Source organism: Pseudomonas sp. OE 28.3 (assembly GCF_014268205.2).
Lineage (GTDB): Bacteria > Pseudomonadota > Gammaproteobacteria > Pseudomonadales > Pseudomonadaceae > Aquipseudomonas > Aquipseudomonas edaphica.
In genome coordinates this window covers 864,919-889,856 of record NZ_CP077082.1, presented here as the reverse complement: position 1 = coordinate 889,856, position 24,938 = coordinate 864,919, and the positions used below count along the sequence as shown (strand labels likewise).

The window sequence follows — 24,938 nt, the reverse complement described above, 5'->3', positions numbered from 1 at the left end:
TCGAGCAAGGCCCAAGACTATGCCCACTGCCCTTTACCGCCTCATCCTCGCCGCCCTGCTGTTGCTGCCCTTTGCCGCACACGCCAGCGACGCCGAAGACTTCATCAACGCCAACCCGATGCAACAAGCCAAGCTGCTCCAGGACTGGGCCGCCCAGCCCGACCCGGCGCGCATCGAGCTGGTGGACGCGCTGCAACAAGGCCAACTTAACGTCAACGGCGAAACCAAAACCGTGCGCCTGAACAACCGCCTGCGCGGCTTGATCGACAACGTGCAAGCCAGCCAGCAACTGCTCGCCGCCGACCCCAAGGTGCGCCTCGCTGCTGCGCAAACCCTGCAAAAAAGCGCACAACCTGCGCAGCTCAAATTCCTTGACCAGCAAGTCGCCGCCGAGACCAACGAGGCCGTGCACACCGCGTTGAGCCTGGCCCTGGCCAACCTGCAACTGGTCGACCCCGACCCGGTCATTCGCCTCGCCGCCGTGCGCCTGCTAGGTAGTACCGGTGACCCGCTGGCGCGCACACGCCTTGAGGCGCTGCTGGCTCCCGGTGTCGAAACCGATGCCGCCGTGCACACCGCCGCCGAGACCAGCCTGGCTCAGGTCAAACGCAAATTGATGTTCGGCGAGATCCTCGGCCAGGCTTTCAGTGGCATGTCTTTGGGTTCGATCCTGCTGCTCGCGGCCCTGGGCCTGGCGATCACCTTCGGCCTGCTTGGCGTGATCAACATGGCCCACGGCGAGATGCTGATGCTCGGCGCTTACTCCACGTATGTGGTGCAGTTGATGATGCAGCGCTACGTACCGTCGGCCATCGAGTTCTACCCGCTGATTGCGCTGCCGGTGGCTTTCTTTGTGACTGCCGCGATTGGCATGGCGCTGGAGCGCACGGTGATTCGCCACCTCTACGGGCGGCCGCTGGAAACCCTGCTGGCCACCTGGGGCATCAGCCTGATGCTGATCCAGCTGGTGCGCCTGGTGTTCGGTGCGCAGAACGTCGAAGTCGCCAACCCCGAATGGTTGTCCGGCGGCATTCAAGTGCTGCCCAACCTGGTGCTGCCGTACAACCGCATCGTGATCATCGCCTTTGCCCTGTGCGTGGTAGTGCTGACCTGGCTGCTGCTGAACAAGACGCGCCTGGGCCTCAACGTGCGCGCCGTCACCCAGAACCGCAACATGGCCGCCTGCTGCGGCGTGCCCACCGGGCGTGTGGACATGCTCGCCTTTGGCCTTGGCTCCGGTATCGCGGGCCTGGGTGGTGTGGCGCTGAGCCAGATCGGCAACGTCGGCCCGGACCTGGGCCAGAGCTACATCATCGACTCGTTCCTGGTGGTGGTGCTCGGCGGCGTCGGCCAGTTGGCCGGTAGCGTGATGGCCGCCTTCGGGCTGGGCATCGCCAACAAGATTCTTGAACCGCAGATCGGCGCCGTGCTCGGCAAGATCCTGATCCTCGCGCTGATCATTCTGTTTATCCAGAAACGCCCGCAAGGACTCTTTGCACTGAAAGGACGGGTGATCGACTGATGAACCAGCCATTGATGCTTACCGCCGCGCAAAAGGCCGGCCCCAAGATCACGATAGCGGTGGGTACGGTGATTTTGGTCCTGCTGCTGGCGCTGCCTTTGTGCTCGCTGCTGTCGCCGGCAAATCCGTTTTACGTCTCGGCCTACACCCTGACGCTGGTGGGCAAGATCCTCTGCTACGCCATCGTCGCCCTCGCGCTGGATCTGGTGTGGGGCTATGCGGGGATGTTGTCCCTCGGCCACGGTTTGTTCTTTGCCCTCGGCGGTTATGCGATGGGCATGTACCTGATGCGCCAGGCGTCCGGCGATGAGTTGCCGGCGTTCATGACCTTTTTGTCGTGGACCGAATTGCCGTGGTATTGGGTCGGCACCGAGCACTTCCTCTGGGCCATGTGCCTGGTGGTATTGGCACCCGGTTTATTGGCGTTGGTATTCGGGTTCTTCGCCTTTCGTTCGCGGATCAAGGGCGTGTATTTCTCGATCATGACCCAGGCGTTGACCTTTGCCGGGATGCTGCTGTTTTTCCGCAACGAAACCGGGTTTGGCGGCAATAACGGCTTCACAAACTTTCGCAGCATTCTGGGCTTTGGCATCACCGAGCCGGGCACGCGGGCGGTGCTGTTTGTGGCCACCGTACTGTTGCTGGTCGCCAGTTTGTACACCGGCTGGCGCCTGGCGCAGAGCAAGTTCGGCCGCGTGCTGACGGCATTGCGTGACGCCGAGAACCGCCTGATGTTCTGCGGCTACGACCCACGTGGCTTCAAGCTGTTTGTGTGGGTGTTGAGTGCAGTGCTGTGTGGTTTGGCAGGCGCGTTGTATGTGCCGCAAGTGGGCATCATCAACCCCAGCGAAATGTCGCCGACCAACTCCATCGAAGCCGCCGTGTGGGTGGCCCTGGGCGGGCGCGGCACCTTGATCGGGCCGTTGCTGGGCGCCGGTGTGGTCAATGGCATGAAGAGCTGGTTCACCGTGGCTTTCCCGGAATACTGGCTGTTCTTCCTTGGGGCGCTGTTCATCATCGTCACGCTGTACCTGCCCAAGGGCATCATCGGCCTGCTGAAGAAATGAGGAACGTCATGCTTGAACCTATTTTCGATGCAGGCAGCGGCCGCGATGCCATCGGTATCGGCCAGGCTGCCGGCAAGGGGCTGAACACACGCCACGGCACCATCCTGACCCTGGAAGACATCAGCGTCAGCTTCGATGGCTTCAAGGCGCTCAATGACTTGAACCTGTATATCGGCGTCGGCGAGCTGCGCTGCATCATCGGCCCCAACGGCGCGGGCAAGACCACACTGATGGACGTGATCACCGGCAAGACCCGCCCCAGCCACGGCAAGGCCTGGTTTGGCGAAACTCTCGACTTGACCAGCATGAGCGAAGTGCAGATCGCCCAGGCCGGCATTGGCCGCAAGTTCCAGAAACCCACGGTGTTCGAAGCCCTGAGCGTGTTCGAAAACCTGGAGCTGGCGCAAAAGACTGACAAGTCGGTATGGGCCAGCCTGCGCGCACGCCTGAGCGGCGAGCAGAAAGACCGTATCGAGGAAGTGCTCGATACCATCCGCCTGACCGCCTCGGCACAGCGCCCGGCGGGGTTGCTGTCCCACGGGCAGAAGCAGTTCCTGGAAATCGGCATGCTGCTGATGCAAGACCCGCAACTGTTGCTGCTGGATGAACCGGTGGCGGGCATGACCGACGCCGAAACCGAGTTCACCGCCGAGCTGTTCAAGCGCCTGGCGGGCAAGCATTCGCTGATGGTGGTGGAACACGACATGGGGTTTGTCGGTTCGATTGCCGACCACGTGACCGTGTTGCACCAGGGCAGCGTGCTGGCCGAAGGGTCGCTTGCACAGGTGCAGGAAAACGAGCGCGTTATCGAGGTTTACCTCGGTCGCTGACGCGCACCGCTTTATGTGGGAGCTGGCTTGCCTGCGATAGCGGTGAGCCTGATACACCGCCATCGCAGGCAAGCCAGCTCCCACATTTGATCCAGTTCCCTCAGTGGGGAATTGAGGAGGTTTTGAACATGCTGCAAGTCGACAAGCTGCACCAGTACTACGGTGGTAGCCACATCCTGCGCGGGCTCTCATTTGACGTGAAGATCGGCGAAGTCACCTGCCTGCTCGGCCGTAACGGCGTGGGCAAGACCACCTTGCTTAAATGCCTGATGGGTTTGCTGCCGGCCAAAGACGGCGCGGTGAATTGGGAAGGCAAGGCCATCACCGGGTTCAAACCGCACCAGCGCGTACACGCGGGCATCGCCTACGTGCCCCAGGGCCGGGAGATTTTCGGACGGCTGACGGTAGAAGAAAACCTGTTGATGGGGCTCTCGCGCTTCCCAGGCTCCGAAGCCAAGGAAGTCCCGGCGTTTATCTATGAACTGTTCCCCGTATTGCTGCAGATGAAACATCGGCGCGGTGGCGACCTGTCCGGCGGTCAACAGCAGCAGTTGGCAATTGGCCGCGCATTGGCCAGCCGCCCGCGCCTGTTGATTCTCGACGAGCCTACCGAGGGCATCCAGCCGTCAGTCATCAAGGAGATCGGTGCAGTGATCAAAAAGCTCGCGGCGCGCGGTGATATGGCGATCCTTTTGGTGGAGCAGTTCTACGACTTTGCCGCCGAACTGGCCGACCAGTACCTGGTGATGTCTCGTGGTGAAATCGTGCAGCAGGGCCGAGGTGAAAATATGGAAAGCGAGGGTGTGCGCGGGCTGGTTACGATTTAATCTGTTGTGTCCTGACGATAAGTAAAAAACATGAACCTGCCCGTTACCCCTGCCCTGTTCACCCCCAGCTGGCATGCCGAGCTGGAACTCGGCTACGCGCGCTTCGGCGACACCACGCGCCCGGTAATGCGCCGCCACCTCGGCCCGCTGCGGGTGCAAAAGCACTTGTACGCCGAAGGCCCCGAGGTGTGCCAGCACATCATCGTCCACCCGCCCGGCGGGATAGCCGGCGGGGACCGCCTGGACATCAGTGCACACGTGGGTGCAGGCGCATGGGCGCAACTGACCAGCCCCGGTGCGGCCAAGTGGTATCGCGCCAGCGGCCCGGCCTATCAAACACTCGACCTCAGCGTGGAAGCTGGCGCGACCCTGGAGTGGCTGCCCCAGGAAACCATCGTGTTCAGCGCTGCCCAGGCCGAACTCAGCACGCGCATCGACCTGCAAGGCGATGCCCGGCTGTTCTACTGGGACGTGATCGCTCTTGGCCGCCCGGCCAGTGGTGAACGTTTTGACCTGGGCCACTTTCAATCGCAGCTGGATATTCGCCGCGACGGCCAGTTGCTCTGGCATGAGCGCCAGCGCATTGTAGGCGCCGACGGTTTGCTCGACTCGCCCATCGGACTGGACGGGCAACCGGTGTTTGCCACGCTGTTGCTGACCGGAGATATAGACCCTCAATTATTGGAAACCTGCCGCGCCCTGCCCCATGCGATTCGCGGCGACCTGACCCAACTGCCCGGCTTGCTGGTCGCCCGCTGCCTGGCCAGTGAGGCGCTGCTGGCGCGGGGTTGGCTGATTGATTTATGGAAATTGTTACGTCCGAGTGTGCTTGGGCGAGAAGCGGTTCCACCCAGAATCTGGAGCACATGAAGATCAACCTGTGGAACTGAGTTTATGTGGGAGCTGGCTTGCCTGCGATGGCGGTGTGCCTGATACACCGCTATCGCAGGCAAGCCAGCTCCCACACAAGCCTGTTTCCACAGGGGATCTGCGGTGTTTTTATGAATGCTGTTTGAAGGACCTTGAACCATGGATTTGACCCCACGGGAAAAAGACAAACTGCTGATCTTCACTGCTGGCCTGGTGGCCGAGCGCCGCTTGGCGCGGGGTGTGAAGCTCAACTACCCGGAAACCATCGCCTATATCTCGGCCGCGCTGATGGAAGGTGCCCGCGATGGCCGCACCGTGGCCGAGTTGATGCACTACGGCACCACCCTGCTCAGCCGCGAGCAAGTGATGGAAGGCATCCCGGAAATGATCCCGGATATCCAGGTGGAAGCCACCTTCCCCGATGGCACCAAGCTGGTGACCGTCCACCAGCCAATCGCGTGAGGCCCGGCCATGATTCGTGATGCTACCGAGCAAGACCTGCCGGCGATCCGCGACATCTACAACGATGCGGTGCTCAACACCACGGCCATCTGGAACGAGCAACCGGTGGACCTGGCCAACCGTCAGGCCTGGTTCGCTGCGCGTCAAACCCAGGGCTATCCGATTCTGGTGGCGGTGGAAAACGATGAAGTCACCGGCTACGCCTCATTCGGCGATTGGCGCCCGTTCGAAGGTTTTCGCTACAGCGTTGAGCACTCGGTGTACGTGCGCAATGACCAACGCGGCAAAGGCCTCGGCCCGCGGCTGATGCAAGCGCTGATCGAGCGCGCCGCAACCTGCGGCAAGCACGTGATGGTCGCGGCTATCGAAAGCGGCAACCAGGCGTCTATTCGCCTGCATGAGCGCCTGGGTTTCATCACCACCGGGCAAATGCCGCAAGTGGGCATCAAGTTCGGCCGCTGGCTGGACCTGACCTTTATGCAACTGACATTGAATCCGGGCGCCGAACCGCCCAAGGAGTGAGATCGATGAGCGCTACGCAACTGCGTCGAGTCAATGCTGAAAGTTTTGCCCACTACCGCCTGGGTTTGATTGAGCTGTTGCTGGACGCGGTAAAGCACGGCGCTTCAATCGGCTTTATGGCTGACTTCGATGACGCCCAGGCCCGCACCTATTTGAGCGGCGTGCAGGCAAGTATCGAAGAGGGCAGCCTGCTGCTGTGGGTGGTGGTACGCGATGAGCAAGTGATCGCCAGCGTGCAACTGGCGCTGTGCCTGAAAGCCAACGGCCTGAACCGCGCCGAAGTGCAAAAGTTGCTGGTACACAGCAGCGCCCGCCGCCATGGCCTGGGCCAACAGCTGATGAACAGCCTGGAACTCGCCGCGCGCCAGCACAAGCGCGGCCTGCTGTACCTGGACACCGAGGCCGGCTCCGGCGCCGAAGCCTTTTACCAGTCGCTGCGCTACACCAAGATAGGTGAGTTGCCCGACTACTGCCAAAGCCCGGACGGGCGCTACACCCCGACCGCCATCTATTTCAAGACCCTGGGGCAACCTGCATGATTCCTGGTGAATATCAGATCCAGCCTGGTGACATCGAACTCAACGTCGGCCGGCGCACCCTCACCCTCAGCGTGGCCAACAGCGGCGACCGGCCGATTCAGGTGGGCTCGCACTACCATTTTTTCGAGACCAACGATGCGCTGACCTTTGATCGCGCCGCCAGCCGTGGCATGCGTTTGAATATTCCGGCGGGCACGGCAGTGCGGTTTGAGCCAGGGCAAAGTCGCGAGATCGAGTTGGTGGATTTGAGCGGGGGGCGGCGGGTGTTCGGGTTTGCCGGACGGATCATGGGCGACCTTTAGGGCCTCATCGCAGGCAAGCCAGCTCCCACAGTTGGAATGCGTTCCCCTGTGGGAGCTGGCTTGCCTGCGATAGCGATATCACATTCAACACCTATTTTTCAGGGCATACACACATGAAGATCAGCCGCCAAGCCTACGCCGACATGTACGGCCCCACCGTCGGTGACAAGGTCCGCCTGGCCGACACCGACCTGTTCGTCGAAGTCGAACAGGACTTCACCGTCTACGGTGAAGAAGTCAAATTCGGCGGCGGCAAAGTTATCCGCGACGGCCAGGGCCAGAGCCAACTGCTCGCCCATGAAGTGGTCGACACCTTGATCACCAATGCGCTGATCATCGACCACTGGGGCATCGTCAAGGCCGACGTCGGCCTGAAAAACGGCCGCATTCATGCGATCGGCAAGGCCGGCAACCCGGATATCCAGCCCGGCGTGACCATGGCCATCGGCGCCAGCACCGAGGTGATTGCCGGTGAAGGCATGATCCTCACCGCCGGCGGCATCGACAGCCACGTGCACTTCATTTGCCCGCAGCAGATCGAAGAAGCGCTGACCAGCGGCGTCACCACCATGATCGGCGGCGGCACCGGCCCTGCGACCGGCACCAACGCCACCACCTGCACCTCCGGCCCGTGGCACCTGGCGCGCATGCTGCAAGCCAGCGATTCGTTCCCGATGAACATCGGTTTTACCGGCAAAGGCAATGCCAGCTTGCCGGAACCCTTGATCGAGCAGGTCAAGGCCGGGGCCATCGGTTTGAAGCTGCACGAAGACTGGGGCACCACGCCCGCCAGCATCGACAACTGCCTGAGCGTTGCGGACGAATACGACGTGCAGGTCGCGATTCACAGCGACACCCTTAACGAATCCGGCTTCGTCGAAACCACCCTGGCCGCGCTCAAGGGTCGCACCATCCACACCTACCACACCGAAGGTGCCGGTGGCGGCCACGCGCCGGACATCATCAAGGCCTGCGGCTTCGCCAACGTGCTGCCCAGTTCCACCAACCCGACGCGGCCGTTCACGCGCAACACCATCGATGAGCACCTGGACATGTTGATGGTCTGCCATCACCTGGACCCGAGCATCGCCGAAGATGTGGCCTTCGCCGAAAGCCGCATCCGCCGCGAGACCATTGCCGCCGAAGATATCCTGCACGATTTGGGCGCGTTCTCGATGATCAGCTCCGACAGCCAGGCCATGGGCCGTGTCGGCGAAGTGATCACGCGCACCTGGCAGACCGCTGACAAAATGAAAAAGCAGCGCGGCCCTTTGCCCGGCGACGGCCCGGGCAATGACAACTTCCGCGCCAAGCGCTATATCGCCAAGTACACCATCAACCCGGCGATCACCCACGGCGTCAGCCATATCGTCGGCTCGATCGAAGTGGGTAAGTGGGCCGACCTGGTGCTGTGGCGCCCGGCGTTTTTCGGCATCAAGCCGACCTTGATCCTCAAGGGCGGCGCGATTGCCTCAAGCCTGATGGGTGACGCCAACGCCTCGATCCCCACGCCGCAACCGGTGCACTATCGCCCGATGTTCGCCAGCTTCGGCAGCTCGTTGCACGCCACCAGCCTGACCTTCATCAGCCAGGCCGCCCAGGACGCCGGGTTGCCCGAGGCCCTGGGGTTAAAGAAGCAGATTGCCGTGGTCAAGGGCTGCCGCGATGTGCAGAAAACCGACCTGATCCACAACGATTACCTGCCGGATATCGAGGTTGACCCGCAGACTTATCAGGTCAAGGCCGACGGCCAGTTGTTGTGGTGCGAACCGGCTGATGTATTGCCCATGGCCCAGCGCTACTTTTTGTTTTAGGTCGCACGGGAGACGACACCCTCAGCCATGTCCAGCGGATGATCGAGCAACTCCTGACGGGTCAGCGTCTCGATCAGCGCGGCGTCTTTAATCTGCAATTGCAACTGAAGTTCGCCGGACCGATGCTTATAAAGTGCCTCGGTGATCGCGTTGGATTCAAACCTGCTCCGCAAGTCCGCCAGCTGATCGTGCAAGGGATGGCGCAGAGCGTCAAATTGCACGGCGTATTTACCGGTCAGGTAATCCTGCCAAAAGCCCCTGGACAGCAGCGCCTGAAGCTCTTGCGCAGAGTTATCCAGGGCTTTGATCGTATCAAAGGCAGTATCGAGCATCGATGCGGTCACGCCGCCCAAGTTGATATACCTGACCTGCTGCGGCTGCCCCGGTAGCTGGAGCCGATCCTTGAGGCCGTAACGATACGCCAGTCGAATTTCAACCTCTTCGGCCAGGCGCTGGGTATGGGGCAACTTATCGGCTATCGACACGCGGGGGTCATTGACGATGGCTTCGCTGCGCTGGATATCCGCCGACGCGATCTTGTCCACTTCGTGCAGGCGGAACAAGCCCCTGGATAACCTTGCCAGTTGCACGCCCTGGGTCTGATCCGTGGCCTGCAAACGAGCCTTGTAGGCCATTGTGCGCACTTCCAGGTTGCTGAAGGAGAAAGCTGCAAGGTCGCAACATCCTGGCTCACCGGCCAGGTCGAGGAGTTCCTTGCGCAGGGTTTCCGATTCGGCGGTGTCCTGGGTGATGCTTTCGATCACTTCCCAGACACGGCGCTGCAAGTCGGCGTGGCCGGCACCCGCCGGTTCCAGACGCTCAAGGATGTCGAAAAACGGGGCAGCCCTCGGAGCGCGCTCCAACGCCACCCATAGGGGCCGTTTGCTACTCGCCTCTTGCGTGGACATGCCTTGGGCCCAACGCAGAAATGGATCCTGCGCGCCAGCTGTGGGGGCCACACGGTTAGGGGCAATATCAGCCGTCAACCGGAGCATGTTCGGAAGAACCTCAGACATCAGCCCAGCCTCCTCAAGGCGCCGGCTGTGTTCGCGGACTTGTTGCCGGGTTTGCTCGGTCAAAGGGTTCTCGCCGATATCCGTCACACGAGTCACGCGTTCCGTCTGCGCCAACTGCTCATCCGACGGTGCAATGACTGAGTCCGGGATAGTGGTAATACTGTTTTGGCTCAGATCTACCCATAGCAGGTTCGTTCGTTCAACCAACCCCGCAGGCCAGGTATCAATCCCTGTATTTTTCATCTGCAAGGTACGCAAATCCGTCATTTGGCTGAAATCCGGCGTCAGGCCGAGGGGGTTATTGTTGAGCATCACGTCACTGAGTGTCGCTCGCGAGGACAGGAGAGCCACCGACTCGGCAGTCAAGCGGATTCGATTGTTTTGCAGGGACAAACGGGTCAATTCGTTCATATTCCCCACGGCTGGCGGCAATTCGAACAAGTGGTTATCCGACATATCCAGTGAGCGCACACCTCGGCAGTGCGCCAGGAAACTTTCTGGTGACGTGCGCAGGTTCAGGCTGTTCAGTTTCAGTGACGTCGGGCGAATGAAATTCGCGCCAAGGTCGGGCAGGCTCGACAGGCGCAACCCACTGAGGTCCAGTTCGACGTCGATGAGTGTGGCGTCGTTGGTCAAAACGAGGGGATTACCCGCCCTCCAGCAGCTCATGATGCGTTGCCTGGCGCGATCACGATCGTTGAATTCCAGCAGACGCTCATTTCGCCCGACGCGCTCGTTACTCTGACGCTCGTTGGAGAGGTTCCAGGCTTTTAACTGACGCTTGAACGCTTTGAATTCCTGCTCACGCTGGGCCAACTCTGCATCGGCGCGCTCGCCCAGCGCCCAAATCATCTTCCGAGAAGTTTGCACGCTGTTGTCGGGATAGAGTTCCTGCATGACCCTGAGCCTTGGATTACCACTGTCAAAGGCGCCATCAAGGGCGCCTTGCAAAAGTTCGGGTCGCGTGCGCGTCAAGGTCTCCCAGTAGCGATCGAACTGCTGCCAATAGTCGGCAGGAAACTTATTGTGCTCAAGCATGACGACGTTGTTTGTCCGAACGATCGCTTCAAGCTGCTCAGGCGGTGGTGTCAAATGCTGTGGTGGAACCTCCTGCAGGCGGTTTTCGGACAAATCGACACGTCTCAATCCAGTCAGTGCGGTTAATCCCGAGGGCCACTGCTCAATCTGCGTGTTACTGAGGTTCAACTCCACCAGATTTGGCATACCGCTGACATCGGGGGCAGCACCCAGCGGGTTGCTGCGCAGATCAAGCGTGACAAGGGCGCTGAGGTTGCTCAGCATACGGCTGGTTGGTGGAGTCAACTCAAGATTATTACCGGTCAGGTTCAACGAAGTCAGGTAGCGCATTTCACCGATAGCACCGGGTAACTCGATAAGCCGGCAATCGATCAAGGCCAAATGCTTGACGTGGGTGAACGATGTAAGGAAAGCATCAGTCTTGCCGGTCCAGCCGCTACCGTAGATCTCAAGCCCCTCAACATGGCTGAAGTCGACGCTTAGCAGTGGTAGTTCCAGATCGCCGCTCATCATCAGCTTCAGGGGGCCTTCACTCATAAGCCGCCAGTGACTCTTGATCTCGCGCGCGATATCGGACGCACCGGGAAAATCGGCATCCCAACCATCAGCACGCGGCGGCCCACTGGCGTAAACCCAGGCATCCAACTCCCTCGTAAACGTTTTGAACTCAGCCTTCCAGTGTTTCAACCCACCCTCGACGTCGTCGCCCAAAGTGCGGACAAACGCATTGACTGCCTCCTCGTCCATCAAAGGGAACAGATCGGTGACCTGCTCGTGTACTAAATCGACATCGCTATCGACATCACTGGCCGCCTGTCGGCTGGACCCGCCGCCACCACCGAGTAATCTCAGCGTCGAATCAATCGTCGGTTTGCGCACCGGATGCTCCAGCAACACCGTGCGCAGCGGCTCACGAGGCAAAGGCGATTGCTGGATCGCTGTCTTCAACTGCTGTGCATCGGTGAACCCGAGGCTCTGGCGTTCGGCGGTGGACAACAGGTCCCAGGTTGCCCCAAAGAAGTCCCTGGGCATGGGCGCCTCGAACAAACCATTGTCCTTGAGCACCAGGGCCTTGGTGGTGGTTGAATCCGGGGAACCGATAGCATCCAGCAACGTGCCTTGGGCCGAGTAGTGACGCAACTCCACCCGCGTTCCACGCTGCCATCCAGGCAAGGTTTCCAAAGTGCGCAAGGCGAGGCGCTGGCTGTCGATGCTTGCCAGAGTGTCCAGGTGCAGGCCTTCATAGGCACGCGATACCCGGGTTTCCTGCTCAAGCCACCTCGCCTGCTCAATACGTTCCTGGGGCAGAAACCCGGTATCTCGAAAGGTGTGCAACTGTTCAACGCTCAGCCTTCTGAGCAACTCAGTAGCCATCGACGCTGGCAGCCTGGGGTAAGTCGCCATGAGCAGGCGCACATCAGGATCGTTCGTGGCATTCAAGGCTTGATAGCGCTCTTCGACCAGCGAGCCCTTAAAGGTATCGACGACATTGGCGATGTGTTCACGCAGCTTGCCGGCCCGCACCGCCAGCGACTCTTCGGCACTGCCAGGGATGTCCCGGAGCGTGGGGTCCACGCCTTGCAAGCTGAACAGCACCTCATTGAGCCACTCACCGCTCGCCAACTGATTGTCACGGACCACCACTACGCGTTTGGGGGCAGCTGCGAAGGTCTCCTCCCACAAAATCCTGTTGTGGCTGTCCATGACCCGCAGCGGCGCATCAGGCAACATCCCTCGTCGACGCATGATTTGCAGCAGCAGCGTGAGGTCCGCCTGGGCATAGACGGCCGAGTCGCTGCTTCTCAATTGCTCGACAAACGTCGTCAGTGCCTGATGAGCCTTGAAGTGCTGGATCGTGTCATCCAACAACAAAGGCACCGGGTCATGCTCAACAAAGGCCTGGCGCAAGACGTCTTCCTCGACACCGCTGGCCATACGGGCTTGTTCCAGCGTCGCGGAGTCAAGCCCACGCTGTTCCAGCCCCAGGCGCCTCATCAGGGTCGGTTTGTCCCAGGTCAGCGGTTGCTCGATTTCATGGCTCCAGGCGCCAGCATGGTTATGCTCCAACTGCGGCTCATACGCATCAGGGCGGCTGGGGTGCTGGATGCGATACTGCCCAGTGACGGGGTCCTGCCCAACTCGATAGTGGTCACCCTCATGGTGCAAAATCAACTGGCCGTCGTGCGAGTAAAGGCCCAAAGCGTCTGGCCTGGCGTCTGTGGCCAGCTCGACAGGCACCTTGTAGGGCGCAAGATCAGGCTTCCACAGGCGGATCTTGCCGCCGGGCAACGTGACGGCTTTGAGCCGTTCAATGAAGGGTGACACTGTGAAGCGCAACGCCACCGCCTGCGCCGCCAGCGTCGCCAGGTTTTCCACCACGTCGGTAACATGCGCCCAACCTGCCTCGCGGTCGCCTTCACTGAGTTCGACCGCACCCTCAAAGACCTCGTAAAGCAGCTGACCGGCCATCACCCCGGCCATCACCAGGCCCAAGGGTGGCACGGCCATCCCCACCAGGTTCAGGCCGAACATGCCGATACTCAGGTAATGGGCTGCACGCCTTGAACTCGATGCCTTGTCAGCAGCCTCAGTGCTCACGGCCTGGTGTTGGGCATCGTTAAACAGTCGCGTGCGCAGACTGGCATGGCGATACACCCACAAGTCCGCAGCCCGCCAGAGGCCAGCGATTTCGATGGCCTGAATATTGAATTCGGGGGCCTTTATCGGAACGCGTACGGTCGGTTGCGGCTCCCCCAGCGACGAGCCGGAGGAAAAGAATGGGGCCGTCAGTAAACGCCCCCATTCCGAACGCAGCGCCTGTGAACCGAACGGTTGCGGTGGCGCATCCACCACGAGTTCGGTCAGCCTGCGGTAGTAGTAAGCGCGATCCTTATAGGCTACAAACTGGGCAAAAAGCTGCTGGTATTGCGTGGTTTGTACCCCCTTGGAGCGGTCGGCACCCTCGCTGACGCTCGCGGTCAGGTGATCAGTCAATTCGTTGCGAAACTCATTAAACGTTTCATAACGCTTGATGGGGTGCTCGAGGTGGTCAGGAATATAGACGATAACCCAGCTCGAATAACGCTGCTTGGCGCATGGGGCGATGATCAGGCAGTCATGCAGGTGCAGGTTCATCAGGCTCAAGCAGCAGTAACCGACCGGCTGGTTGCCGATCACGATGTGCTTTTCGCCAGCCGTCACACGCATCAGCAACGTGTAATCGGTGGCACCGATATCACCCTTGAGCAAGGCCAGATACGCCGCCGCCTTGAAGGCATCTTTCTGATGGCGGATGAAGCGATCCCGAAACTCGGCACGGGACCGTACATCATCAGGTATCAACTGCGCCCTGAGGTGAGCCTGGTATTGACTCCCCAAATCGAGATCACGGCATAACTGGGCGAACTCATGAATTTTCAGGGTCGTGGTGTGGCGTTCAAAGTGCTCGCGAGTATCCGGCTCGGTGATAAATCCCGAAACGCTATCGTAAAAACCGTCCTCGGCCTCCCGCGCCTCAAAGTTGCCCAGGGCAGCCTTGAGCAAGGAGAACGTCTTGACCCTGGAACCGCCGGTTTTTTTGCCAAAGGCGTCTTCAACCGGAACATACAGGCGCAACCAGGTTTGATTGACGTCCAGCGCATAACCGGCAGCCTTTAATGCCGCTTCCAATAACGGCTGGGCGAATGCTTCCAGCGCCTGGACTTTGCTTAGGGATTTCTCCAGCTCATTCAGGGAGTGGCAACGGCTCTCCAACAGCGTCTTGAGCTGATCCTTCTGCGATTGAGACGTGGCGTCGTACCAAGTGGGGATATTCGCGGGGGTCTGTTTGAGGGCCTGGCGCCGCTCAGGTGAACTGCTGACCAGGCAGGACGGGATCGCCTGTTTGATTAATTCGTAGTGTTGTCCCTGTTCACCGGGCGGGAGCGTGGAGGGGGCAATAACCTGAAGTTCGAGCATGGGATGACAACCTTGTGGTGAGAAAGATTGTCATCCTATGCAGTGCGTTTTTTTGCTGGAGCTAACTATTTAGCAAGCTCGAAAACTCATCGGGTCAGCTCGTTCAGAAGTGCTCACGGGGGTCGAAAGCGGCCTTTTCAGCCAGCGCCTGCCACAATGCCTTGACCTCATCGTCTGCAGCCTTAGGCATCACAGCCTTGAGCTGGATAAACAGATAACCGCGTTGCCCGCCCTTGTTCAACAAGCCATGGCCCTTTGCGCGCATGCGTTGGCCGTTCTGGCTGCCGGCCGGCACCTTGAGATTGATCTTGCCGGTAAGGGTCGGCACTGCGACTTCCGCGCCCAACGCCAGCTCCCACGGGGCCAGCGGCAGGTTGATGATCAGGTTTTCGCCATCCACCTCGAACTTGGCGTGCGGCGCAAACTTGATGATCAGGTACAGGTCGCCATTGGCACCACCGCCCACACCCGGTGCGCCCTGGCCCTTGAGGCGGATGCGCTCGCCATCGGCCACACCGGCCGGAATCTTCACATTCAGGCTCTTGACGGTATTGCTGACATGCCGGCCAGACGCATCGTATTGCGGCACCTGGAAGCTGATCTGCTTGGACTCGGTGGACAGCGTTTCCTCAAGGGAAACGCTCAGTTGCATCTCCACATCCTGGCCCTTGCGCCCGGTAGGACGGCGCTGGCCGCCGCCAAAGGCGTCGCCGCGCGCGCCGAAGATCGAGCTGAAGAAGTCCGAGAAGTCGCCCGTGTCCTGGCCACCGCCATAACCACCACGGCTCTGCCAGCCCGGTGGCCCCTGGAACGGCTGGCCATGCTGGCCGTATTTACGCAGCTCATCGTACTCGGCGCGTTTGTCGGCGCTTTTGAGCGCCTCATAGGCTTCGGACGCGTCCTTGAATTTCTCTTCGGCGTCCTTTTCCTTGCTCACGTCCGGGTGATACTTGCGTGCGAGCTTGCGATAGGCGGCCTTGATTTCCTTGTCATCGGCGCTCGGCTCGACACCCAGAATCTTGTAATAGTCTTTGAAATCCATCGGCGGTTCACCATCCTTAATCGAGATCGCACAGCCCGGGGCACAACGTGCGCTGCTTTGCACCTGTTGAGTGGTGTGGCCTGGGGGTGCGTCAAAGTGTTATCGGCGCTAGCCGTATGCAACAGATGTGGGGGCAAATACCCAACTTTCAAGCACGATTTAGCGGATAGTCGGCCTACGCATCTGCGCGCGAGTGACATACACTGCGCGGCCGTTTTTTAACCGGAACCTGGAAGACATGAACAACACATCCCCAGCCCGTGCCTGCGGCATCGACTTCGGCACGTCCAACTCCACCGTCGGCTGGATCCGCCCCGGCGAGGAGACGCTTATCGCGCTGGAGGACGACAAGATCACCCTGCCGTCGGTGGTGTTCTTCAACTTCGAGGAGCGCCGCCCGGTGTACGGTCGCCTGGCGCTGCACGAATACCTGGAAAACTACGAAGGCCGGCTGATGCGCTCGCTCAAGAGCCTGCTGGGTTCCAAGCTGATCAAGCACGACACCAGCGTGCTCGGCACGGCCATGCCGTTCACCGACCTGCTGGCGCTGTTTATCGGCCAGCTCAAGAGCCGCGCCGAAGCCAACGCCGGTCGCGAGTTCGAAGAAGTGGTGCTGGGCCGCCCGGTGTTCTTCGTCGATGACGACCCGATGGCCGACCAGGAAGCCGAAAACACGCTGGTGGATGTGGCGCGCAAGATCGGCTTCAAGGACATCTCGTTCCAGTACGAGCCGATTGCGGCCGCGTTTGACTATGAGTCCACCATCGAGAAAGAAGAGCTGGTGCTGATCGTCGACATCGGCGGCGGTACGTCTGACTTCTCGCTGGTGCGCCTGTCGCCGGACCGTCGTCACAACGACAACCGCCAAAGCGACATCCTCGCCACCGGCGGCGTGCACATCGGCGGTACCGACTTCGACAAACAGCTGAGCCTGCAAGGCATGATGCCGCTGTTCGGCTATGGCAGCCGCATGAAAAGCGGCGCCTACATGCCCACCAGCCACCACATGAACCTGGCCACCTGGCACACCATCAACTCGGTGTACTCGCAAAAATCCCAGCTGGCCTTGGGCAGCATGCGCTACGACATCGAAGACACCGGCGGCATCGACCGCTTGTTCAAGCTGATCGAACAGCGTGCCGGGCACTGGCTGGCCATGGAAGTGGAAGAAACCAAGATCCAGCTGACCCACGAAGACAACCGCCACGTGGCCCTGGACCGCATCGAAAAAGGCCTGAGCGTCGACCTGAGCCGGGCATTGTTCGAGTCGTCCATCGACGCGTTGCTGGAGCGTGTGCGCAACAGCGTCACGCAACTGCTTAACGATGCCTCGGTGAGCGTGGCCCAGGTGGACACGGTGTTCTTCACCGGCGGCTCCAGCGGCATTCCGGCACTGCGCCACAGCATCTCGGCGATGCTGCCGAATGCACGGCATGTGGAAGGCAATATCTTCGGCAGTATCGGCAGCGGTCTGGCGATTGAGGCGAGCAAGCGTTACGGCGCAATGGAGTAGATCGTTCCCACGCTCCGCGTGGGAATGCATCCTGTGACGCTCCGCGTCACGACTTCAACAGCGGACGCAGAGCGTCCAGGGCAGCATTCCCACGCAGAGCGTGGGAACGAGCTAACGGGCCAGTTAAACCATCCCCGCCAGCTTCAACTCACTCTTCAGATACGCATAATAAATCGGCCCCGCCACCACGCCCGGCAGGCCGAATGCGGCTTCAAACACCAGCATCGCCAACAGCAATTCCCACGATTTGGCACTGATCTGCCCGCCGACAATGCGCGCGTTGAGGAAGTACTCGACCTTGTGGATCACGATCAGATATCCCAACGCCGCCACCGCCACCCAGATCGACAGCGACAGCGCGACGATGGTGATCAGGGTGTTGGAGATCAGGTTGCCGATCACCGGCAGCAGGCCGACCAGGAAGGTCAGCACGATCAGGGTTTTGGTCAAAGGCAGGTGAATGCCGCAGAGCGGCAGTACTACGGCGAGGAACACGGCCGTAAACGCGGTGTTGAGTGCAGCAATCTTGATTTGAGCGAAGACGATATTGCGAAAGGCCTGGACCAACAGGTGCAGGCGGTCGAACAGCGCGGCCGCCAGGGGTTTGCGCTTGGTCAGGTCGGGCACTCGCTGCAGGGCGATAATGGCGCCGAGCACCATGCCGATCAGCAGGGTGACGAACATGTGGGCGGCGTCTTTGCCGACCAGTTGCAGCTCGCTCAGGTGTTTGCTCAGCCAATCGCCGATGGCCACGCGGAATTCGGCGGCACTGGCGGGCAGGTAGGCGTCGACGAACGGCGGCAGTTGCCCGCGCGCGCGGTCGACCACGCCCATGAATTTGTCCAGGGAAGCCCCGGGGTTTTCCGCTTCGTGGAGCAGAAAGCTGATGGCGCCGGCAAAGATCAGGGTCAACACGCTGACGATCAAGGTGCCCAGCAACGCTACTGCCAGCCAACGCGCACGCCGGCCTTCAATCAGTCGCTGCAACTGCGGGGTAAGCATGTTGACCAGTTCATAAACCAGCAGGCCGGCCAGCAAGCTCGGCAACAGCTTGAGCGGCAGGACCAGCAATAGCCCGCCGAAAATGATGACGCAACTGACCAGCAACAACACGTGACGCTGAGAAAACGTTGGCATACAGCCTCAAAACGAACGGCGTTAAAGGATGGGCAGTCTGCCAGCCTTGAGGGAATCAAGCGAGAGGTCTGAATTGTGAACACCGTCAGTGTGGGAGCTGGCTTGCAGTGGCGAGGGAGCTGGCTCCCGTTCGACAGCGCAGCTGGAGCCCGCTTTTTTGGGGGCGCTTCGCACCCCAGCGCAAGCAAGCTTGCTCGCCACAGCAAGCCCGACTCCCACATGGGATCTATGTTGTTAGCTGCCTTTGAGGCAGGTGCTCATAAAGGTTTTACGCGCATCGCCAGCCAACGCCTTGGTTTTCGCCGAGGCATTGCAATCTTTCATTTTCTGCTGCTGTGGGGTCAGGGTCTTGGCATCGTTGGCAGCTGGCGCCGACAGGCAGGTCTTCATAAAGGCCTTGCGGTCATCACCTTTGAGCGTCTTGGTGGTCGCTTGTGCATTGCAGGTGGTCATTTTATTTTGCTGGGCTGTGGCAGCGAAGCCTTGGGAACACAGCAGCAGGCCCATCATCAACAACGGAATACGCAGCATCTTCATGGAGTTTTCTCCCTGTTACCGCACCAAAGGGGCACGGCCTACGCAGCAGTGTAGTCAAAACCTGTTACATCTTCAGCGTCCGCGAATATTCGACCGTCGGTACTGCTCCGGGGTGCAGCCGGCGTGACGCTGGAACATGGCGATAAACGCCGAGGCCGTGCTGTAACCCAAGTCAAAGGCTACATGTTGCACGCTGCGGTCGCTGTCCAGGGCTTCGATGGCGGCAAGATAGCGCAGGCGCTGGCGCCATTCGCCGAAGCTGATGCCCAGCTCGCGCACAAATTGGCGTGCCAAGGTGCGCTCACTCACATGCACCTGCTCCGCCCACTGCGCCAGCGGGCGATTGTCGCCAGGGTCGGCCTGCATGCCTTCGAGCACGCCGAGCAGCCCGGGGTGGCGCGCGTAAGGCAGAAAGCAATCATGCATCGGTGCCTGTTTGAGCTGGTCCACCAGCACCTGGGCCAGGCGTATATCGGCCTCACTTTGAGGAACATTGACGTCACGCTGGGCAAAATCGCTGAGGATCGCCTTGAGAATGTCACTGATCGCCAAGGTGCACGGCGCCTGCGGGAGTTGCGCGCACAATGCCGGGGCCAGGCCCACGGAGCGATACACAATCGCCTGGGCGTTGTAGGAGCTGTGCTCGGTATTGGGTGGGATCCACACCGCGTACTGCGGAGGCGACATAAAGCGGCTGCCGGCCACCTCCATGCGCATCACGCCATTGGCCGAATAGTCCAGCGAGCCCCAGCCATGCCGGTGCGGCGTACACTCGGTGTCGGGCGCAAATTCGGAGTAGCGGAAGTAGACCGGACTCGGCAGGCTGCGAAAATCCGCGAGGCGTACGGTGTGTCTGGCCATATTGTCTGGATACAAAGGTCGGTTGTCTGGATCGCAGTATAGGCTTCTATCCAGACAGGGGGATAATCGCGGCTCATCAACACACCTGGTTTCTTTCGATGCAATACGCGTACCCCCTGCTGGCCATCTTTATCTGGGCCGGCAACACCGTGGTCAACAAACTGGCCGTGGGCTCGATCTTCCCCGCAGAAATCGGCTTTTACCGCTGGTTGCTGGCGGCATTGCTGTTTACCCCATTCATGCTCAAGCCGGTGCTGGCCAACTGGGCGCTGATCCGCCCGAACCTGGGCAAGATCTTCATCCTCGGCGTGCTGGGCATGGCGGTGTATCAAAGCCTGGCCTATTACGCCGCGACGCTGACCAGTGCCACCAACATGGGCATCATCCTGTCGCTGATGCCGTTGATGTCGCTGACCGCTGCCATCATCAGCCTCGGCCAACGCCTCACCTTCGGCGCGCTGACCGGCGCAGTGCTGTCGTTCGCAGGCGTTGTCGTAGTGGTATCAGCCGGCAGCCTCGGCGCGTTACTGCAACACGGGCTCAACCTGGGTGACGCCATGATGCTGTTCGCCACCCTGGCCTACGCGGTCTACAGCACCCTGCTGAAAAAATGGCATTTGCGCCTGCCGCCGCTGGTGTTGCTGTATTTGCAGATACTGGTGGCGGTGGTGGTGCTGTTTCCGCTGTTCCTGTTCTCGGCCAAGGCCGGCTTGGGCTGGGCGAATATCCCACTGGTGCTGTACGCGTGCCTGCTGGCGTCGATGCTGGCGCCACTGGCGTGGATGCACTCGGTGAAACACCTGGGGCCAAGCCGCACCACACTGTTTTTCAACTTGCTGCCGTTGATTACCGCATTGATTGCGGCGGTGGTGCTGAAGGAAAAACTGGCGATGTATCACTTGGTCGGCGGCTTGCTCACCTTGGGTGGGGTGATTTTGTCGGAGCGTTGGATTACGCCGGTACGCCGTGAGGTTGGCGTCGCCTGACAGATCGCTATCGCAGGCAAGCCAGCTCCCACATTCGACCGGGTTCCAACTTTGGAATGGGGCCAACTGTGGGAGCTGGCTTGCCTGCGACGAACGATAACCCGGTCTCCCGGTTAAACCCCAGCCGCCTTCAGCCGCCGCGCATGCTCGACAAACAACCGGATCGGCTCGGCGCCCTTGCCCACCAACCCCAAGGATTGGTTGACGATATCGAAGTGATCCAGGGCGTAGTCATCGCCGATGACCGTGCCCAGGTGCGAGCTGTAGCGCCCGACCATGCCGTCACACTGGCCCTTCTCGCGCACAAAGCTGCGGGCGAACAACCGGCAACTGCGATTCGTGCCGTCCAGCAGGTTGCGCCCACGATCGGTCTTGCCCGGCTGCAAGGTGCCGGACCACGAGTAATAACGCACGCCATTGACCACCTCGGCGCCCTGCCCGCCCCATGTTTCGGGCAGCCCTTGGGGATACTGGCGGTTAAACAAGGCCACACCGTCACGGGTCAGGGATTGGTGCGAGGCCTGCAAATCGGCCTTGAAGCGCGGGCCGCGATAGCCGGTTTCCAGCAGGCCCATCACCCAGGCAACCAGGTGAAACACCGCGCTCATGAGCCTGCCTTTCACGCTGTCAGCCGGGTAATGGGCGTGGATATGGTCCGCCAGCTCCGAGCCATGGTTGGGGCCAGCCACCGACGTCACTGACGCCACCCACTCCGGGCGCCTGGCGGCGGCATAACGCGCGGTGAGCGCGCCCTGGCTATGGCCGATCAGGTTGACCTTGTCGGCGCCGGTCTCGCGACGAATCTGCGCAATGTGTACCAGCAACTGCTCGCCACGCACCTCGCTGGAATCCAGCGGCGCCACCTGAACGGCAAATACCTGCGCCCCACCCGCCCGCAGCGCCGGGACAATCCCGTACCAGTAAGGGAAAAAGCCTACGCGCACAAAGCCCAGCATGCCGGGTACCAGCACCAGGGGGTAACGCGTGGCGAGGGAATCGGGCATAGGGCGGACATCCTGGTAGGGGAAGCGATAACGCCATCCTAGACCACCCGACATGACTGCCCCATGACTGTGCCGTTTAGAAGTGTCCGGTCAGGCGGTGTGAAATCCGATAAAACTTTTTGCGCTGCCCGGGACTCACAACTTGGAGTGATCACGCCGACAGAGCGTGGCGCAAAACCGGATTAGCACCAGGAGATTGAGATGACCCAAGCAAACTTGACCGACGTTGCAACCCTGCGCAGCCGCGCCCGCCAGCACGTCGAGAACGGTGCCGTGACCGAAGGCTACGACGCCGACCGTGAGGAAATTATTCGCCTGCTCAACGAGTCGCTGGCCACTGAACTGGTCTGCGTGTTGCGCTACAAGCGTCACTACTTCATGGCCAGCGGCCTGAAAGCCAGTGTCGCGGCCGATGAGTTCCTGGAGCACGCCACCCAGGAAGCCGAACACGCCGACAAACTGGCCGAACGCATCGTGCAGTTGGGCGGTGAGCCGGAGTTCAACCCCGACCTGCTGTCGAAGAACTCCCACGCCCAATACGTGGCCGGCAATACCCTGAAGGAAATGGTCTACGAAGACCTGGTGGCCGAACGGATCGCGGTGGACAGCTATCGCGAAATCATCCAGTACATCGGTGATAAAGACCCGACTACACGTCGAATCTTCGAAGATATCCTGGCCCAGGAAGAAGAACACGCCGATGACATGGCGGATATTCTGCAGGACCTGTAACGCGCTTCACCGCTGAACCCCATGTGGGAGCGGGCTTGCCCGCGATAGCAATCTAACAGTCAGTGCCTGTATCGACTGTTACAGCGCTATCGCAGGCAAGCCAGCTCCCACATTTTTTGCGCCGGGTCCTGATCGTTCCCACGCTCCGCGTGGGAATGCATCCAGTGACGCTCTGCGTCACATCCCCTCTAGGAGCGGACGCCTTACTTAACGGTTTTCGGCGCCTTGCCTTCCTTCATCTGTTGCAGCAACGGTGCGCACTGGTTGGGCTCGTCACCGCTCGGAGCGACCAACGCCAGCAACCCGGCCGCCGGGCCGGCGATTACGCCCAGCGCGACCATGCCGGCACCCCGCAACATCAGCGGCACGGCCTTTACACCCGCATTAGGCTTGATAAACGGGCCATTGACGTACAACGGTGAACGCAGGGAGAACAAGCGAAAGCCCTTGGACTCTGGCGTGATGGTCAAGTCCAACTGCTCGGTCGCCATGTTCGCCGTGCCATCGATATAGATAATCGCGTTCTCGGTATCGAACACAAACAGCCGCGTCGTCGCCAAACCCGTCTTGATGCCAAAGTCTGCCGCCGCGCAGTTGATCTTCACTTCCTTGTCGCCAAACAAGCGGCCCACCACGTAGTTGCCCACGTTGAGCCCGGCAATTTCCATCAGGCCGCGGCTGATGGCGCCGTCATTGATCAGCATTTTCAGGTCACCGTTGGAGGTGCCCAACAAGGCCGCCACGGAGTTGCCGCGCCCGGAAATATCAGCGTCGCCGTTGAGCTCACCAAAGCTGGTCTTCATCGGTTCGAACGTCGGGAACAACTGTTTGAGCTTGAAGTTGCGTGCAGTCAACCTGGCACGGCCTTCCATTGGCGTGATGCGCCCGTTCAAGCGAATCTGCGCATCCAGCTTGCCACCCGCCACGCCAAAGCGCAGGGGTTGCAGGCTCAGCTCGCCATCGTTGAGAACCAAGTGGGTGTAGAGGTCGGTGAACGGCAAGTCGGCGCTGTGCACGATACGTTTGCCGGTGAATTCCACGTCGGCGTCCATGTCGCGCCAGCGCTCGGTGCGGAACTCTTCCACCGGCAGCACTTTGGTCGCCGGTTGCTTGCTCTCGCCACCACGGGCCTTCTGTTTGGCGTTGGAGTCGGCACCGATCAACGGTGCAAGGTCAGTCATCAGCAGTTGGTTGGACACCAGCGTACCGCTGAGCTTGGGGCGTGGCTGGCTGGCGACGTAGCTGAGGTTGCCGTGGATATCACTGTTGCCGATCTTGCCGTTGAAGTTTTCATAGGTGAATGACGCGCCGCTGGCCTCATGCAGCTTGGCGATCAGATGGCCGTCGGTGGAATAGGCCGGAGAATCGGGCAGCGTCACGCCGGTCAGCGGGTAAAGGTTGCCCAGGCTACTACCGGACAGTTTCAACCGCAGGTCCAGGGCGCCAAGGTTCAGCGGATCGGTCAGGGTGCCGGCCAGTGCGATGCTGGTGTCGGCGATTTTCACTTGCGCTTGCAGCGGGAACGGCTTGGCCGCGTCCTGCAAGGCCAACAGCCCGCCTATCTTGCCGGTGCCATCGAGTTTCTGGCCGTGGTACTGGCCTTTGACCTTGAGGCCGAATGCGTAGTCCTGCGGCGCCGAGCCTTTTTCCAGGGCCTTCTTGGCATCCGCGTCGCCGACGATTTCACCGAAGGGAATCGGCTTGCCAAGCAGGTCGATGATCACATCCAACTGGGTCTTGAGGGTTTGGTCGTCGAGGGTCACGTGGCCCTTGTCGAAACCGATGGAGCCGATGTCCACCACCCAGCTGGAAGGCTCGGCGTTGGGGTCTTTGGGGTCGAACTTGAAGGTCCAGTTGGCGCGACCGTCGGCAAGGCGCTGCAAGTCGGCGCTTGGCTCGGTGAGGTCGATACGCGGGATCACCACGCGCTGAGCCAACAGCGCCAGGGGCGAGATGCGCAGCTCAACGCGTTTGAGCGTGACCATCTGCGGTTTTTTTGACCAGTCCGGGTTGCCCAGGGTCAGGTCTTCGGCAATCACGTGCGGCCACGGCACCCAGGCACGCCAACCGCCTTCATCGGCCTCGCGCGCCCACACCACGGCGAGGTTGCCATTAATGGCAAACGGGCGATGCAATTCTTCGGAGACCTTGGCATTGAGCGGCGGCTTGATGCGGTTCCAATCAAAGAACACCAGCACCAAGACCACGATAGCGATTAACACAGCGAAGCTGGCGCAGCTCCAAACCACGATTTTACGAGTGCGCGTCATTGCACAGGACTCCTCAACACAGATAGCAAAACTAAAGCTTATAAGGCTACGACTGGCAAACCGCCGGGGGGTTTAACCCGATCAGCGATT

The 24,938-nt window shown here is 60.5% G+C and carries 20 protein-coding genes; 13 read left to right on the top strand and 7 right to left on the bottom strand.

The genetic code is table 11. From position 1 onward, the window contains the following. The first annotated feature begins 19 nt into the window (after nt 1-19). From urtB to ureC, 10 genes are all read left to right on the top strand, one after another. Nucleotides 20-1,522 (top strand): urea ABC transporter permease subunit UrtB, encoded by a 1,503-nt coding sequence (urtB, locus tag HU759_RS03830; protein WP_099548121.1) that lies wholly within the window; start codon nt 20-22, stop codon nt 1,520-1,522. After that, entirely contained in the window at nt 1,522-2,589 is a 1,068-nt protein-coding gene (urtC, locus tag HU759_RS03825) for an urea ABC transporter permease subunit UrtC (RefSeq protein ID WP_138450633.1), read from the top strand. The genes urtB and urtC overlap by 1 nt, the downstream gene beginning before the upstream one ends. After that, nucleotides 2,586-3,419, top strand: coding sequence for an urea ABC transporter ATP-binding protein UrtD (gene urtD / locus HU759_RS03820; protein WP_170040326.1), 834 nt, complete (start codon nt 2,586-2,588; stop codon nt 3,417-3,419). Before urtC ends, urtD begins: the two co-directional genes overlap by 4 nt. A gap of 128 nt (nt 3,420-3,547) precedes the next feature. Beyond that, nucleotides 3,548-4,246, top strand: a complete 699-nt coding sequence (urtE, locus tag HU759_RS03815; RefSeq protein WP_065930636.1) for an urea ABC transporter ATP-binding subunit UrtE — start codon at nt 3,548-3,550, stop codon at nt 4,244-4,246. A gap of 30 nt (nt 4,247-4,276) precedes the next feature. Then, entirely contained in the window at nt 4,277-5,116 is an 840-nt protein-coding gene (locus HU759_RS03810; protein WP_186617998.1) for an urease accessory protein UreD, read from the top strand. 159 nt (nt 5,117-5,275) lie between these two features. Further along, nucleotides 5,276-5,578, top strand: coding sequence for an urease subunit gamma (ureA, locus tag HU759_RS03805; protein WP_017136777.1), 303 nt, complete (start codon nt 5,276-5,278; stop codon nt 5,576-5,578). Nucleotides 5,579-5,587: 9 nt separating this feature from the next. Then, nucleotides 5,588-6,100, top strand: a complete 513-nt coding sequence (locus HU759_RS03800) for a GNAT family N-acetyltransferase (RefSeq protein ID WP_017136778.1) — start codon at nt 5,588-5,590, stop codon at nt 6,098-6,100. Between the two features lie 5 nt (nt 6,101-6,105). Then, nucleotides 6,106-6,639, top strand: a complete 534-nt coding sequence (locus HU759_RS03795; RefSeq protein ID WP_099548118.1) for a GNAT family N-acetyltransferase — start codon at nt 6,106-6,108, stop codon at nt 6,637-6,639. Next, nucleotides 6,636-6,941, top strand: a complete 306-nt coding sequence (locus HU759_RS03790) for an urease subunit beta (RefSeq protein ID WP_099548117.1) — start codon at nt 6,636-6,638, stop codon at nt 6,939-6,941. Before HU759_RS03795 ends, HU759_RS03790 begins: the two co-directional genes overlap by 4 nt. Before the next feature lie 113 nt (nt 6,942-7,054). Then, the gene (gene ureC / locus HU759_RS03785; protein WP_169986499.1) at nt 7,055-8,755 is read left to right on the top strand and encodes an urease subunit alpha; all 1,701 of its coding nucleotides are present in this window, start codon (nt 7,055-7,057) and stop codon (nt 8,753-8,755) included. Here ureC and HU759_RS03780 read toward each other — a convergent pair. Together HU759_RS03780 and HU759_RS03775 are read right to left on the bottom strand one after the other, a co-directional pair. Beyond that, nucleotides 8,752-14,766 (bottom strand): DUF6543 domain-containing protein, encoded by a 6,015-nt coding sequence (locus HU759_RS03780; RefSeq protein ID WP_186617996.1) that lies wholly within the window; start codon nt 14,764-14,766, stop codon nt 8,752-8,754. The genes ureC and HU759_RS03780 overlap by 4 nt on opposite strands. A gap of 103 nt (nt 14,767-14,869) precedes the next feature. Continuing rightward, nucleotides 14,870-15,808: a DnaJ C-terminal domain-containing protein gene (locus tag HU759_RS03775; RefSeq protein WP_170040320.1), complete on the bottom strand. Its 939-nt coding sequence runs from the start codon at nt 15,806-15,808 to the stop codon at nt 14,870-14,872. A gap of 238 nt (nt 15,809-16,046) precedes the next feature. Here HU759_RS03775 and HU759_RS03770 point away from each other — a divergent pair, with 238 nt between their 5' ends. Then, on the top strand, nt 16,047-17,321 hold the full coding sequence (locus tag HU759_RS03770) for an Hsp70 family protein (RefSeq protein WP_017136783.1): 1,275 nt from the start codon (nt 16,047-16,049) through the stop codon (nt 17,319-17,321). 123 nt (nt 17,322-17,444) lie between these two features. On the opposite strand, the gene HU759_RS03765 is transcribed toward HU759_RS03770, so the two are convergent. The 3 genes from HU759_RS03765 to HU759_RS03755 all read right to left on the bottom strand — a co-directional run bounded on the left by HU759_RS03765 (nt 17,445) and on the right by HU759_RS03755 (nt 19,856). Then, nucleotides 17,445-18,458 carry an AI-2E family transporter gene (locus HU759_RS03765; RefSeq protein WP_138449249.1) on the bottom strand — a complete coding sequence of 338 codons (1,014 nt, stop codon included), beginning with the start codon at nt 18,456-18,458 and terminating at the stop codon, nt 17,445-17,447. A 234-nt stretch (nt 18,459-18,692) separates the two neighbouring features. Beyond that, nucleotides 18,693-18,995: a PsiF family protein gene (locus tag HU759_RS03760; protein WP_017136785.1), complete on the bottom strand. Its 303-nt coding sequence runs from the start codon at nt 18,993-18,995 to the stop codon at nt 18,693-18,695. Between the two features lie 72 nt (nt 18,996-19,067). Beyond that, nucleotides 19,068-19,856, bottom strand: a complete 789-nt coding sequence (locus tag HU759_RS03755; RefSeq protein WP_017136786.1) for a helix-turn-helix transcriptional regulator — start codon at nt 19,854-19,856, stop codon at nt 19,068-19,070. A gap of 98 nt (nt 19,857-19,954) precedes the next feature. Between HU759_RS03755 and HU759_RS03750 the strand changes: the two genes are divergently transcribed. Continuing rightward, nucleotides 19,955-20,842, top strand: coding sequence for a DMT family transporter (locus HU759_RS03750; RefSeq protein WP_138449247.1), 888 nt, complete (start codon nt 19,955-19,957; stop codon nt 20,840-20,842). A gap of 113 nt (nt 20,843-20,955) precedes the next feature. On the opposite strand, the gene HU759_RS03745 is transcribed toward HU759_RS03750, so the two are convergent. Further along, nucleotides 20,956-21,846, bottom strand: coding sequence for a triacylglycerol lipase (locus HU759_RS03745; RefSeq protein ID WP_170040318.1), 891 nt, complete (start codon nt 21,844-21,846; stop codon nt 20,956-20,958). Nucleotides 21,847-22,047: 201 nt separating this feature from the next. On the opposite strand from HU759_RS03745, the gene HU759_RS03740 reads away from it, so the two are divergent. Further along, nucleotides 22,048-22,578: a ferritin-like domain-containing protein gene (locus tag HU759_RS03740; RefSeq protein WP_017136789.1), complete on the top strand. Its 531-nt coding sequence runs from the start codon at nt 22,048-22,050 to the stop codon at nt 22,576-22,578. A 203-nt stretch (nt 22,579-22,781) separates the two neighbouring features. Here the strand turns inward: HU759_RS03740 and HU759_RS03735 are convergent, their stop codons facing one another. Further along, on the bottom strand, nt 22,782-24,848 hold the full coding sequence (locus HU759_RS03735) for an AsmA family protein (protein ID WP_170040316.1): 2,067 nt from the start codon (nt 24,846-24,848) through the stop codon (nt 22,782-22,784). Nucleotides 24,849-24,938: the final 90 nt, after the last annotated feature.